Below are 14,678 nucleotides of genomic sequence, written 5' to 3' on the forward strand. Positions count from 1 at the left end.
ATGACCGATATATCCCAGCATGTACCATCGCCTCCCCCTCAGTGGGTTAAGAATTTTGCCCGATTTGGCTTAACTGCTAAAGGAGTAGTTTACTGTCTTGTTGGTGCACTTGCCTTTATGGCTGCATTCGAAATAGGTAATGAATCCACGAATGACGCTAACAAAAACGGCGCTTTCAGGTTCATTATCAGTCAACCTTATGGCATAGCCCTGCTTGCACTAGTTGCAGTTGGCTTAGCATGCTATGCAATATGGCGGTTTATACAGGCTATAAAAGACACAACGCATAAAGGCTCTGACACCAAAGGTATAGGCAGGCGCATTGGTTATGCTTTTAGCGGAGCTGTTTATGGTACACTAGCCTTTTACGCTGCTAAAATGGTATTAGGAAACAGCACGAGCGGAGGCAGTGGAGACGATTCAAGACAGACATTTGCCAGAGAACTTCTGAAGCAACCATTCGGGCAGTGGCTAGTTGGCATTGTAGCTGTAGGCACTATTATTATGGGGCTTTACCAACTGTACAGAGCCTTTTCAGAGAAATATAGAAAGCAGGTAAAATCTGCAGGACTAGAAAACGATGCAGAAGAGATGCTGATGAAGGCGGGTAAGATTGGCTATGTCGCCAGAGGAATTGTGTGGATGGTAATTGGCTACCTTTTTCTACAAGCCGCTCTACAAGCCAATCCAAACGAGGCAGGTGGAAGCTCAAGTGCTTTTCAGTTCCTTGAAAATAGTAGCTATGGTTCTTACATACTTGGTGCTGTCGCTTTAGGACTCATCTGCTATGGCGTATTTATGTTTCTTCAAGCTAAATATCAAGCTACTTCATTTTAAACTCTATTTATCAGAGAATCAAACAATTATACCTATTACATCCGCAAACGCATCATTCAGTATAATTGCAGCTTTTGGTACCGAAAGCTGCAAACTAAAATTGCACAACTGTAGCTAAAATCGTTTGTTGATGGAAGAAGTAAATTTGTTTGAACCGTTTTTTTTAATCCACTTAATTAACTGTTTTATAAACAGTTAATTTAATATTCAAAAATTCAGATTATAAACTATAATTTTGATATGATACATTTTTCTAACACCTATTTATCTTATACCTTTGGATAAAAAATACGGAGTTAGTTTTGCATGCACAATATTCCCTTTAAAATATTTATTTTAGATGATGATGTCTGGTATAGCGAATTACTGGAGTACCATCTATCTCTAAATCCAGATTACGCCCTTAAGAAGTTCCATTCGGCAAAAGAGTGCCTTGCACAGCTACATGAAAGGCCAAATGTCCTTACCCTTGACTACTCTTTACCAGATAAAAACGGAGCAGAAGTACTTAAAAAGATAAAAGAACAATCTCCTGATACGCAAGTTGTCGTTATCTCTGGTCAGGAAGATGTAGCCACCGCTGTTGATTTGCTGAAGAAAGGGGCTTACGATTATATAGTTAAGGACGAAGATACTCCCGAAAGGCTTTGGAATACTGTAAATAAAATTCGCGAAAATGTTTCTCTTCGTGAGGAAATTGATCAACTAAAGGAGGAGATTGGTCAAAAATACGATTTTGGGAAAGTAATCATCGGAAATAGCGATGCCATTAAGCGCGTTTTTTCAATGATGAATAAAGCCTCCAAAACGAATATAACGGTATCTATTACAGGCGAAACAGGTACTGGCAAAGAACTTGTCGCAAAAGCCATTCACTACAACGGCCCTAAAAAGAAAAGCCCATATGTAGCTGTAAACGTGGCTGCCATACCCCGAGAACTAATAGAGAGTGAGTTGTTCGGGCATGAAAAAGGTGCTTTTACTGGTGCCGTTTCCCGCAGGCTAGGTAAGTTTGAAGAAGCTAACAAAGGAACAATTTTCCTGGACGAGATTGGGGAGCTGGACATAAACCTACAAGCCAAGCTACTGCGCGTACTTCAGGAAAAAGAAATTACACGCGTTGGCGGAAACACCATTGTGCCAGTTGATGCCCGTATTATAGTAGCAACTCATAAGAACTTAATTGAAGAGGTAAAAAAAGGAAATTTCAGAGAAGACCTTTACTATCGCCTGTTAGGTTTGCCTGTACATTTGCCACCTTTGCGCGAGCGTGGTAGCGATATATTGGTAATTGCGAAGCATTTTATGGCAGCATTTGCCAAGGAAAATGGCCTTGGTAAAAAATCTTTTTCGCCTCAGGCGCAGGAAAAGCTTCTCTCCTACTCATACCCTGGAAACGTGCGTGAGCTAAAGGCGCTTGTAGAGTTGGCAGTTGTACTGGCAGACGATGAAATAATACACGAACATGATATAAATTTCACGGCCAGCCAACCAGAAAAAGATTTCTTTTCTAAAGAACGCACTTTAAAGGAATATACAACAGAAATTGTACAGCGGTTCTTAGATAAATATGATCACAACGTACTCTATGTTGCTGATAAACTGGACATTGGAAAGTCCACGATCTACCGTATGATTCAGAACAACGAACTTATCTCAAAATAAGCACCACCTAAGGCAGCAAAAGCAAAACACCTATAACACTACCGTTTTAGGTTATTTGCTTTTGCTGCCACATGTTATTACTGCCTCTACATCACCACTTTTCTAAAATAGAATAAATTACATTAACTTTCGGAGTTAATTGCAGCTTTTATGGAGATTAAAGATGAGGTTGAAGTGCTGCGCCAGCAACTGGAGCAAGAACGCTCTGCACGTTTAAAAGCAGAAGAACTAGTACTTAGAAGAGAGAATGAACTTGCAGCGCTTCGTGCCAAACAGCACGACAACCTGTACCATCTTGCCCAGATTGACAGCGGAGATTTAGTAGTTCCAGCTCTTCTTTATAATTTACAACACGCGCTGCTCGTAACAGATGCTGTAGGAAACATTCTTTTTGTCAATAAGCAATTTTGCTCCCTTTTCAAACTTACCCTTTCCCCTGAAAGCCTCATTGGAACTTCTGCACGTTTATTAGAGAGCCATCATCTTTTCAAGGCAGCAGGCGCTCATAATATGTTAGCCACTAGTGGGAATGCCTTACCTGTAGAAACTTTTACTTTAGCTGATGGCACTTCTGTAGAAAGAGAGTTTGTACCACTGGTTAGTGAAATACAGTCTTGTGGCTCAGCTTGGATATATCGTAACATCACCTCCAACAGCAAGCAAGATCATAACCAGGAAGAGGATCCGAACCCTGTCATAAGACTTAGCTATGCAGGTGAAATTCTTTTTGTGAACGCAGCTGGCCTAAAACTACTCTGCCAAATAACAAAAGAAAGAGTAACAGCCTTTAAGCGACTTCTCCTCCAGAAGCTTTGCACCTTAACCGACGCGAAAATTTCCAATACACTAGAAACATATATAAATGGCAGCCATTACCTGCTGTTTATAGTTCCCGTTTCAGAAAAAGGCTTTGTAAACTATTATTTTACAGATATTAGCGAAAGGCGAAGAGCTGAACTTGCTTTGCAAGAAAGCGAGAACTTAATTCGGAATATTACCCGCACGATACCTAACATTGTTTATACCTATGATTTAGAAGATGACGAGAGTGTCTTCTATAATACGCACATTCAAACTGTTTTAGGTTATACCCAGGAAGATATTGCTTTGATGGATGGGCAGGTGTTCTCAACACTCACTGTACCCGAAGATTGGGAAAAGCTTTACCATCATGTTTATAAAATGATGCATGCTACAGAAGGTAGCATGGTGGAGGTGGAATATCGTGTTGTGGCTAAAGATGGCAGCGTTAAGCACCTGTTGTGCCGAGAGTCTGTTTTCAAGAGAAGAGACAACGGACAGCCAAAACAAATAATAGGGTCTGCCCAGGATGTAACAGATTTACGCCTGCAGAGCCAAGCTTTGGCAAAACAGAAAGACTTCTACGAATCAATCCTTAACAATGTCCCCTCCGACATCGTGGTTTACAACGCTGATAAGAGGTTTGTATTTGTAAACCCTGATGCGGTTTCAGATCCTGACATGAGGAAATGGATTTTTGGGAAATCGAACCAGGAATACGGCGCATTTAGAAATGTTCCCCAAGAGCGTACACTAAACCGGGAAAAGCAACTAGACAAGGCGCTAAATGAAAAGGTACTGGTGGAGTTTGAAGAACAGATTGAGGCAAGGGATGGCAGAACGCTACATTTCATCAGGCGTTTAAATCCTGTTTTAGACCAAAACGGCGACGTGAGCCTTGTTGTAGGACATGGGCTAAGTATAACAGAGCTTAAAGTAGCGCAACAGGCCATAGTGGAGAGCGAAGCCAAAAACAGAGCTATACTAGCGGCCATACCAGACCTCCTGTTCATTATCGATACAAAAGGCATCGTGACGGACATGAATAATGTAGGACAGGAACATTTTTCTATACCGCGGGAAGAAATACTAGGCAAAGCCTTAAGTAAACTGCTGCCTCGAAACTTGTCTCATGAGGTAAAATGCCTTATTCAAAGAGTAATAGTAGGCGGAGCTGCAGAAAAAATTGAATATGAGTTAAATCTTAACGGCTCCAATAAGCATTACGAAATTCGTTTTATCAAATATAATGCAGAAGAAGTACTCGCCATTGTACGAGATACAACAGATGAAAGAAACGCTGCCCTTGAAATTAAGGAAAAGAACGAGTTCATACGCTTAGTGCTAGACAGCAGTCCAGACCTGATTTATGTGAAGGATGGATGCGGGAACTTTGTAATGGTTAACCAGGAGTTTGCCAACTTGCTTGGCAGACCAAAAGAAGAAATTATTGGCAAATCAAATAAAATATTACTTCCAGTTCCAGAAGATAACCAGAAGTATGATACTGCTGATCAGGAAGTTATAATAAATAAAACAGAAGTAGCTACTACTGAGAAATTTACCACTTCTAATGGCGATGTTTTGTGGTATAATACTTTTAAAAGACCGCTAATTACGAACAATGGTGAGACGCACGTATTAGGCATCTCCACCAACATCACAAAACAGCGAAATGCTAGCCAGCAGTTGGAGCAAAGTGAGGAGTTGCACAGGCTTCTCTCCGAAAATTCTCGCGATATTATCTGCCTTCTCAATACTGACGGCACCTACCAATATGTTTCGAAAAGTGTAACAGAATTTCTTGGTTACACACAGGAAGAACTGCTTCTTAAGTCAAAGCAAGAACTAATTCACCCTGACGACAGAGAAAAGGCGTTGCAAAATGGTTTACTGAAGTCTTTAAAGGAGAAAATAAGCACTACTGTTCAACACAGAAAACTGAAAAAGAATGGGGAGTACGTTTGGGTAGAAACCAACATCAAGCCCATATTTGATGCTGCTGGAGAAATTACTAAGCTTCAGTCCGCCACTAGAGACATCTCCCACAGAAGGCAGTACGAACAAAAGCTAAAACACAGCGAGAAGAAATACCGCGACCTGATTAACTACAGCCAGGCCTATATCTGTACCCATGATCTGGAGGGACATGTGATTTCTGTAAACCCTTACCTCTTACAAATGCTGGGATATGCCGAAGAAGAAATGCTTGGCCAGAAAATGAATAAGTTCTTTCCTGAGCAACATAAAGATAACCTGGACGAGTACCTGGCACAGTTCGAAGGAAGTAATGTGGTAGAAGGAGTTTTAAGTATATTAGATAAGAACAAAGAAGAAAGGTATCTGTTTTACCACAACTATAAGGTAGAAGAATCTAACACTGATCCTTATATTATTGCCATTGCCCAAGACATTACCGACAGAATGCAGGCGGAACGGGATTTAATAGAAGCGAAAGAGGCCGCAGAGGAATCCGCCAGGGTGAAAGAGCATTTCCTGGCAAATATGAGCCACGAAATTAGAACACCGATGAATGGTATACTTGGTATGGCGGATTTACTTAAAAAGACTTCGCTGGATGAAGGCCAAAAAAAATACCTCCATATTATCAGGCAGTCTGCTGACAACCTGCTTGTCATCATTAATGATATTTTGGATGTTGCTAAAATAGAGGCAGGGAAGCTAGAACTGGAGTCGATTCCTTTTGATGTTACGGAAACAGTTAGAGCAACCTTTCAGTCGCTTAGTTACAAAGCGGAAGAAAAAGATATAGTTTTCTCTCTTGAGCCTTTTGAACTGAAGCATAAAGTGATAGAGGGCGATCCATACAGATTAACACAAATATTGGTGAACCTACTAGGTAATGCCATCAAATTTACGGATACGGGTTCTGTAACGCTTTATGCACATCCTATAAAGGAGACACATAACGATCTTACGCTGCGATTTTCTGTAAAAGACACAGGTATAGGTATACCAGACGATAAGACAGAGCTTATTTTTGAAGGCTTTACGCAGGCTTACACCAGCACTACAAGACAGTACGGCGGCACAGGCTTAGGCCTGAGTATCTGTAAAAATCTGGTAGAGATGCAAGGCGGAACAATATGGGTAGAAAGTACAGTAGGCGAAGGTAGTTCCTTTAATTTTGAGCTAACATATCCAAAATGCCTGGAGCATGCCACCCTGCATGAACAGCAGGATGAAGTAGACTTTAAAAGTCTAAGTAATGTTAGGGCGCTTTTGGCCGAAGACAATGAAGTCAATGTTTTTTTAGCTCGTTCTATTATGGAAGGTTGGGGCTTTGTGGTAGATGTAGCTTATAATGGTCAGGAGGCATTAGACCTGGTGGAACAAAACAACTACGACATTATTTTGATGGATATACAAATGCCAGTGCTAAGCGGTGTGGATGCCACTTATGGTATAAGAGCCAATAAAAATAATGTAAAAGCAGGTATACCTATTATAGCCCTCACTGCTAATGCTTTGAAAGGTGATGCGGAAAAATATCTTCAGGCTGGCATGAATGCATACCTGTCAAAGCCTTTTGAAGAAGAAAAACTATTTCTTAAAATTGCAGAACTTATACCTCATGAAGCAAAAGTTTTGAAAAACATCCTACCAGAAGACAAATCTGAGGTTATCGCACCTACTCCTGAGCCAGCTCTGTACGACCTGTCTATTATTGAGAAAATGGCTCGTGGTAATGAAGCCTTTATAAAGCGTACAAAGCAGCTGTTCATAGAAACTGTTCCTGCCTCAGTAGCTGATCTTCAGGAAAAATATGCTTCTGCAGACTTAGTAAGCGTGGGCGCTATAGCACACAAGCTAAAGTCTACGATAGATACTATGCGAATAGAGACACTTAAGACTGTTGTTCGGGAGATAGAGCAAACTTCAAAATCTGCTGAGAACACTCCTGCCTTAGCGGCAAACATCAATACCTTAACATCTGTTTTAAATCAGGTAGTTGAAAGCTTAAAAGCTGATATCGCATAAGTATTATCATCATTTATAGGTTAAGAATACACCTAATGCATAAAAAAAGAAGCCCCAGAACCAGTTGGTTCTGGGGCTTCTTTTTTAGTTAACCAAACCTGCTTCTAGAAAAGAATCAAACACAACAAATTTCGCAGTTGAGACAGTAGAAATAACATGACGGTAAGGCTTCATTCTACAAGCAGCAGATTGCTTTAATTTCTGCATTAACCCTAATTCATAACTTAGCTGGTGCGGCTCCCGTTGCTTGAAGTACAAACATATAAATGTACCCAAAATTTAACCTTAGAATATGCTGCAGGACTTCCAGGAGATTATTCAGATTCGTAGGCACTTGCACCAGCACCCAGAACTATCGGGTCAGGAGCATCAAACGGCTGCTTTTATAGTAGAACAACTAGCAATATACAAACCTGACTACGTACTTACTGGACTTGGTGGATCTGGGGTAGTAGCTGTTTTCCAAGGAAGCACGCCAGAAGGACCAACAGTTCTATTTCGTGCAGAATTAGATGCCTTACCTATAGCGGAAACAAACCTGCAACTAGCACATATTTCTAAAACCACAGGAGTTGGCCACACGTGCGGCCACGACGGACACATTGCAATCCTGCTAGGGATGGCACAGCTCATCTGTAGCAATAAGTTCGAGAGAGGAAGGGTTATACTTCTTTTCCAACCGGCAGAAGAAACAGGAGCTGGTGCCGATGCAGTTTTGCAGAACAATGAATTTCTGCAGTTAAAACCTGACTATGTTTTTGCTTTGCACAACCTGCCATCCTATCCTACGAATCAGGTGGTAGTTCGACAAGGTGTGTTCTCTGCCGCATCCACTGGCCTTATAATAGAACTAGAGGGAAAAACCTCACACGCAGCCGAACCAGAAAATGGTTTAAACCCTGGCGACGCAATGGCGGAACTGGTACTGGCGGTTAATAATATCGCGGCGGAAAAAGCGCAATTCGAAGATCTTACAATCTTAACGTTGGTGCATGCCCGTTTAGGTGAAGTTGCATTTGGCACTAATCCTGGCTTTGCTACTGTAATGGCAACATTACGAGCTTATAAAACAGCAGATTTTCAACTGCTTAAAAAATTAGTTCAGGAAAAAGCAGCGTCTATAGCCAAAAGCCATCAATTGAAGTATAGCATCCAATTTGTAGAGGAATTCCCTGCCACTGTAAATGATTTTAATGCCGTTGAAGAAATAAAAAAGGCAGCATCTCAGTTAGCAATGAAGGTGGTAGAAGCTGCCCAACCTTTTAGATGGTCTGAAGACTTCGGGCATTTTACAGCCACCTACAAAGGAGCATTATTTGGTTTAGGTGCTGGCGTAAAACAGCCCCAGCTCCACCACTCAGATTATGATTTTCCTGATGAACTTATACCCGCAGGTTCACAACTGTTCTACCGTATCGCTCAGAATATCTTAAACTCTTAACTCTTTATGATTCATAGCTCTTATATAGAAATAAGTAAATCAGCACTTCAAAATAATTTGAACTTCCTAAAGTCTCTCATTGGCCCTTCAATTAAGTTTTCGTCTGTTATCAAGGGCAACGCCTATGGCCATGGTATCGAACAATTTGCACCGCTTGCACAGGAGCTCGGCATCAATCATTTTTCTGTATTCAGTACTGATGAAGCCTTACGAACCATTAGCTCACTCTCCTCTCCTGCCAATGTCATGATTATGGGCTACATAGATAAACCTGAGCTGGAATGGGCAATATTGAATGATGTTATTTTTTATGTTTTTGAGCTAAACAGATTGCAGGAAACAATAAAAGTGGCAAAACTGCTAAAGAAAAAAGCTAAAATAAATCTTGATCTAGAAACTGGCATGAACAGACTTGGCATTAATGCCGCTGAACTACCTCAGGTTATAGAAGTGTTACAAGCTAATCAGGAGCATGTACAGGTACATGGTGTATCAACACATTTTGCAGGAGCCGAAAGTTACCAAAACCATGATCGGGTTATGCAACAGTTTAATGTATACAATACGCTTGTACAAAAGTTTAGCAAGGCCAGTATTAAACCAGAACTTAAACATACAGCCTGCTCAGCAGCTGTGGTAGCTTATCCTGATAGCCACATGGACATGGTGCGTGTAGGTATAATGCAGTACGGTCTGTGGCCCAGCCCAGAAATATACCAGCAATACATGACTTCACATGAAGTTAAAAAAGACCCTTTGCAGAGAATCATTAGCTGGAAGAGCCGCATCATGACGTTGAAGCACGTAGCCAAGGGAGAATATGTGGGATATGGCACCTCTTATCAGGCGCCCTCTGATTTGTTATTGGCTGTAGTGCCTGTTGGCTATGCCTGGGGCTATAGCCGCAGCTTAAGCAACCAAGGGCATGTACTTGTACGAGAACAGGTAGCGAATGTGATAGGAATCATAAACATGAACCTTATGATGATTGACGTAACTGCTATACCAGATGTGCACCCTGAAGACGAGGTGGTGTTATTAGGTAAACAGGGAAAAGAAAGTATTACCGTACGTTCATTTTCAGAGTTGAGCAGTCAATTAAATTATGAAATGCTCACCAGGCTGCCGCTTAATATTCCTCGAGTTGTGGTGTACTAAACTGCGTATTCTAAACCACAACTGCCATAGAAGGTTGTTTAAGTATAAATTTACGTCACAAAGCAGATCGCAAATTTATACTTAAACAAACACTAAAAATAATCACCTATTTTGATCTAATAAATAAGCAGTTAACCTTCAGCTTCTCCATTTAGTGGGTAGCCACAGTTGTTGCAGTAACTGGCATCAATTTCATGTCCTTCTTTATGGCAATTGGGGCACACACGGGTATTCATGGCTGCCTTATCTGCATTGGCTAACTCTACTGATACAATGCCAGTAGGTACCGCAATTATACCATAGCCCATAATCATCACAAAACTAGCTAATATTTGCCCAAGTGGGGTTACGGGAGAAATGTCGCCGTACCCTACCGTTGTTAAAGTAACGATGGCCCAATAGATGCTAGTAGGTATGCTGGTAAAACCATGTTCTGCACCTTCAATGATATACATTAAAGAGCCAATAATCACTACAAGCGTAAGCACCACTCCAAGAAAAACACCTATCTTGGTAAGGCTGCCTCTGATAGCTGTTGACAGCGTTTGCCCAGCATTTATGAACCTAGTTAATTTGAAAATACGTGCCGCACGTAAAAGGCGCAGCACCCTGATAACAAGAAGGTATTGGGAACCTAAAATAAACAGACTCAGGTAAGCTGGAATAATGGCCAGAAGATCGACTATTCCAAAAAAAGAAAAGGCATAACGAACTGACTTAGGTGTACAGTACAGCCTCAGTAAGTATTCGACTGTGAAAATGGCTGTAAAAACCCATTCAGCAAAATAAAAGACATCATAGTACTTTGCTGTTAAACTTCTTACACTTTCCAGCGACACAACCAGGACACTCAGCATAATCAGCACTAACAACAGAATATCAAAAGCCTTACCTGCAGGTGTCTCGGCTTCAAAAATAACTGTATAAAGCTTTTGTTGTAAACTTGATCTCTTTTGCTTTGTCATCTAAATGGTTATGTCCTCACAACTAAATGCTGCTTTAGCAGTACATCTGTAAAACCAGAAAAAAAATTCCTTAATAAGTAGATACCACCTGCACAGAATCACGATTAAGTTTGGCTGCCAGGTATCTTCTGATCTGCCCCTCATATTCTCGCACCCTGGCAGCATCTAACCTTGTACCTGCTCTTCTATTGCTGTTATTTTGAGAAGGCTGCTGCCAGTCAATCAGCACCATCATCACTGTATCTTGTCTGGCATTAACACTTGCTGAAATCATCTCTCCTACCTGCACCTTTTGAATGTTCTGGAAAAGCAACTGCAAATCGGCTGTGGCCTGGTTTGTATTATAAACGGCCTGAGATTGCCTGCGCAAACTGTCCATACGGCCCTGCTGCATGTTTTGTATCTCTATCGTCTTAAGGAAATCCTTTGTTAAATTGTTAGTGACTTCCGATGCCATTTGCCGCACCTGCTCAGGCGAAACATCTAACTGTATTAGCTTTACGCGGTAATTTTTTAGCTCATTTCGCTGCAGTACATTATTATAATAATCTGTCAGGTCCTGGTCTGCTTTACCTACACTATAAATTTTTATCGTATTGATGGTATCGGTTTCGGCTACCTCCCACTTTATAATTTCATTGTTATGGTTGGAAAGGTCGCTAACAATAAGGGTATCAATCTTCTTAAGGGTCTGCTGCCGCTGGTATACGTTGTAAAGAAAGTAAACACTGGGCGACACTACGATAAAAAGCATCACAGCCATGATACGGGCTACTTTACGTTCTGTTTCTTTGTTGATGTAGGTCTTGGTGTGAAACTTCAGATACTTTACGATCAGGAAAGTTGCCAAGCTGATGAAAACAGCGTTGATGAAGAAAAGGTAAAAGCCTCCTAAAAAAAAATCATACCTGCCCAACGCCAGGCCATAACCAGCAGTACAAAGAGGCGGCATTAAAGCAGTTGCAATAGCCACCCCAGGAATGGCATTCGATTTATCTGATCTGGAAATAGAGATGATACCAGCCACACCACCGAAAAAGGCGACCATCACATCGAGCAAGGTAGGTGTTGTGCGAGCAAGCAATTCGTTTGTAGGCTCGCCTAGTGGGGTAACTTTAAAGTACAAAAAACTGAAAAACAAACCAGCCACAGCCGCTATGCCAAGATTTTTAACTGAATCTGTAAGCATTTCGCGGTCGTTTATACCTACCGCTAAGCCAACACCCAAAATTGGAGACATGAGCGGAGATACAAGCATGGCTCCGATAATAACTGCTCCTGAGCCTGTATCTAGCCCGATGGAAGCCAGAATGGCGGAGCAAATGAGCATCCAGGTATTATTTCCTCTAACAGGTATCTTTTCGTAAATCTCTCGAATAGTACCCGCTTCATCCGTTTGATGAAAAATATCTAAAACGTTGGCAAGAGTCTTCTTTAAGGCAATAAGTAGCATGAGCAGTATTAAAAAATAAAACCTGCTGCAAAAGTAGCCAATTTTGACTATATCAACTTAATCAACGATATCTAGTAGAGGCAATGGGTTTCTGAGCATTTTATTCTGGTTTATCTCTTGTAAGTCTTTATTTATTTTTTTCCTGTCTCCAGGGTTACTAATTTGCTCAGCGGCATCGTATAGCAACATTTTTGCCTCTTCTACCAAAGCACCTAATCTGTTTGGGTGATCTTTTGTAAGATGCAGCAAATTTTTGAAGGCATAAAGCATACGCAGTACCACCAAAGTATCGCCTTTACCATATTGCCTGATGGAGCCAAAGCACAGCAGATACAGGTAATCAAATGTTTCCTGCGAAAACCGAACCCGCACTACCCCTTCCTTATCTTCGAGTAAGTTACTATCTGTGAGCTGCATTCTAATAGCAAACAGGTCTGTAAGATAGTCTATGGCCTTTACCGCTGTACCTGGATCGTTTATACCTGGGCTAAGGGCTTTTACTGCACTTTCTGTTATCTGCTTAAATCCATGTAGGTAATTTACGTCGGCAAGCTCTGAATTATTAAAGTTAACGTTGTCGAGCAATTCATCTGAAAATTTTTTCTTGTCCTCAAGTGGTCTGTTTATTCTGGCAAAGGGAGTTCCTTTAACTATAAAACTGCCTTGTGGCTGCAAAAAGTCAAGTATAACTTGTTGTTTTTGACAAAGTTCTGCCACAGCTTCTCCATGTATACTTTGCACATATCCAGACCGCGGACTTACCAGGTCCTGCCAGTCAGCATCTTTAAAAACACTAGGTTCTGCGAGTTTTTTATCGCTCTTTACTAGCTTTTCCAGGTTACTCCTGGTAACGTTATGGATGCTCTCTAATATGTTGCCTATCTGAATAGACTGGGAAATGGAATGAATAAAATACAGAAAAAAGCTAAGGCTCAGAATAGTAAAAGCCATTGCCAAAAAAACAGCCAAACCAGGCAATGATTCATAATAACTATCAGAGCGAATATTTACCATTACCACCAGCGTATAAACAAGGGTGCCCAAGTAAAGCCCCATTATTTTTTGATTAGACTTATGGGTGATCAGACCTGGGATAACGCGGGGAGAGAAGTTAGAACCTGCCTGGTTTAGCATCAGCATGACCATTGTAAAGCTGAATACCATTAGTGATATGATCCCTGTCGTAATGGAGCTAAGTACAGTTTGTGCTGTTTCACCGTTTGTAATGATCAGAAATGGCAGGTTTTCTTTTAAACTTTCGCTTATCCCCTGCGTCTCCAAATAGATCATCAAAATAGCCAGTGCCAGAAACAGAAGGCTCATAACAGTTGGGAAGAAACCAATGCTTCCAACTATATATAAGTAGGCAAACTTTACTTTGTTGAAAATCCTCTTCATGTATTGGTGCAAGTGTATGTTCCGTATATATGGAATGAACAACTGTTACTATTACTTGGCACGCACCTTTATAGTTGGTATAAAATGTAAAAAGCCGCAACTACTGACTACCTGTGTGTTTTTCAGGTAAATTTATTTCTACCGAATACCCATAAGATATGATCGTGCACAAAAGGCGTAGCCAGCGAAAAGACACAAGGACAAGCAATAATCAATACCGATGTTAACGCTTTCATAGCCATGTCCATATCACGAGGCACCAGCAGCTACAAAAAGCATTACGATGACAAACCGATTACCCGCTACGTTGGCATAGGTACCAACAAATCGCTCTTCGTTTTAAGAGAGAACACTTTCGTTCCAAAGCTGTTTCAGTTGACCCTGCGAAATTTCTTTTACTACTTCAATTCGAGGCTCTCTCCCACTTGTCGCCGCCAGCGTAAGGAAGTTGATCAACTGAGCCTCTATGCCAGCATCGTCTAAATAAGCAAAACGAGATTCAGCCACAGGCTGATTGCCCGTAATGCCTGGACTTTGCTCCAGGTTATAGTAGGTATAGAGGTTATTTTCCTCAAACAGTTCAAATACATTCTTGCATCCTGTACAGCAGAATGCTTTCTCATGCGCTACAATCTTATCTTTTTCACAGGTGTCCCCGCAGTGGTAGCACGTTTGAATATTGGTTTGGAGTGCGGCTTCCATCTCAATTATCCTTTTAGTTCATTACTAAAGTAACTTGCCTACCAGCCGCAAAAGATGACTATTATCAGTACTTGAGGAGACTGTTATCAGGAGCAAAGCCACAGCAACAAAGCTGCTCTTAAACTATTTTAGTCAAAAAAGTCATGTTAACTTATAGAAGCATCTTTTTAAATAAGAGCTTCTACTAAAAAGGAAGTCAGTAGTTTATACAAAAAAAGGTAGTCCTACAGAAGTAATGATGGCATAACAAAAAAGA

9 protein-coding genes are annotated in these 14,678 nt (G+C 41.0%); 5 read left to right on the forward strand and 4 right to left on the reverse strand.

What is annotated here, in order from left to right:
• From LN893_RS15430 to alr, 5 genes are all read left to right on the forward strand, one after another.
• Entirely contained in the window at positions 1-837 is an 837-nt protein-coding gene (locus LN893_RS15430; protein ID WP_229971619.1) for a DUF1206 domain-containing protein, read from the forward strand.
• A gap of 306 nt (positions 838-1,143) precedes the next feature.
• On the forward strand, positions 1,144-2,502 hold the full coding sequence (locus LN893_RS15435) for a sigma-54-dependent transcriptional regulator (RefSeq protein WP_229971620.1): 1,359 nt from the start codon (positions 1,144-1,146) through the stop codon (positions 2,500-2,502).
• A 150-nt stretch (positions 2,503-2,652) separates the two neighbouring features.
• Positions 2,653-7,305, forward strand: coding sequence for a PAS domain-containing hybrid sensor histidine kinase/response regulator (locus LN893_RS15440; RefSeq protein ID WP_229971622.1), 4,653 nt, complete (start codon positions 2,653-2,655; stop codon positions 7,303-7,305).
• Positions 7,306-7,597: 292 nt separating this feature from the next.
• Positions 7,598-8,746: an amidohydrolase gene (locus LN893_RS15445; protein ID WP_229971624.1), complete on the forward strand. Its 1,149-nt coding sequence runs from the start codon at positions 7,598-7,600 to the stop codon at positions 8,744-8,746.
• 6 nt (positions 8,747-8,752) lie between these two features.
• Complete coding sequence (gene alr / locus LN893_RS15450) at positions 8,753-9,904, forward strand: alanine racemase (protein ID WP_229971626.1); 1,152 nt, start codon at positions 8,753-8,755, stop codon at positions 9,902-9,904.
• A gap of 131 nt (positions 9,905-10,035) precedes the next feature.
• On the opposite strand, the gene LN893_RS15455 is transcribed toward alr, so the two are convergent.
• The 4 genes from LN893_RS15455 to LN893_RS15470 form a co-directional block, all read right to left on the reverse strand.
• Positions 10,036-10,869 (reverse strand): ion transporter, encoded by an 834-nt coding sequence (locus LN893_RS15455; protein WP_229971628.1) that lies wholly within the window; start codon positions 10,867-10,869, stop codon positions 10,036-10,038.
• Positions 10,870-10,939: 70 nt separating this feature from the next.
• Positions 10,940-12,322 (reverse strand): TIGR00341 family protein, encoded by a 1,383-nt coding sequence (locus tag LN893_RS15460; protein WP_229971630.1) that lies wholly within the window; start codon positions 12,320-12,322, stop codon positions 10,940-10,942.
• Positions 12,323-12,379: 57 nt separating this feature from the next.
• Positions 12,380-13,720, reverse strand: a complete 1,341-nt coding sequence (locus LN893_RS15465) for a DUF2254 domain-containing protein (RefSeq protein ID WP_229971632.1) — start codon at positions 13,718-13,720, stop codon at positions 12,380-12,382.
• Positions 13,721-14,059: 339 nt separating this feature from the next.
• Complete coding sequence (locus tag LN893_RS15470; protein WP_229971634.1) at positions 14,060-14,422, reverse strand: heavy metal translocating P-type ATPase metal-binding domain-containing protein; 363 nt, start codon at positions 14,420-14,422, stop codon at positions 14,060-14,062.
• Between the last annotated feature and the right edge of the window lie 256 nt (positions 14,423-14,678).

The sequence above is a fragment of the Pontibacter harenae genome (assembly GCF_020907245.1).
GTDB classification, from domain to species: Bacteria; Bacteroidota; Bacteroidia; order Cytophagales; family Hymenobacteraceae; genus Pontibacter; species Pontibacter harenae.

Excerpts from the sequence above, each read along its gene's own strand:
- LN893_RS15430 (WP_229971619.1), top strand. The coding sequence starts at position 1 with ATGACCGATATATCCCAGCATGTACCATCGCCTCCCCCTCAGTGGGTT.
- LN893_RS15470 (WP_229971634.1), bottom strand. The coding sequence starts at position 14,422 with ATGGAAGCCGCACTCCAAACCAATATTCAAACGTGCTACCACTGCGGG.
- LN893_RS15465 (WP_229971632.1), bottom strand. The coding sequence starts at position 13,720 with ATGAAGAGGATTTTCAACAAAGTAAAGTTTGCCTACTTATATATAGTT.
- LN893_RS15435 (WP_229971620.1), top strand. The coding sequence starts at position 1,144 with ATGCACAATATTCCCTTTAAAATATTTATTTTAGATGATGATGTCTGG.
- alr (WP_229971626.1), top strand. The coding sequence starts at position 8,753 with ATGATTCATAGCTCTTATATAGAAATAAGTAAATCAGCACTTCAAAAT.
- LN893_RS15455 (WP_229971628.1), bottom strand. The coding sequence starts at position 10,869 with ATGACAAAGCAAAAGAGATCAAGTTTACAACAAAAGCTTTATACAGTT.
- LN893_RS15445 (WP_229971624.1), top strand. The coding sequence starts at position 7,598 with ATGCTGCAGGACTTCCAGGAGATTATTCAGATTCGTAGGCACTTGCAC.
- LN893_RS15460 (WP_229971630.1), bottom strand. The coding sequence starts at position 12,322 with ATGCTACTTATTGCCTTAAAGAAGACTCTTGCCAACGTTTTAGATATT.
- LN893_RS15440 (WP_229971622.1), top strand. The coding sequence starts at position 2,653 with ATGGAGATTAAAGATGAGGTTGAAGTGCTGCGCCAGCAACTGGAGCAA.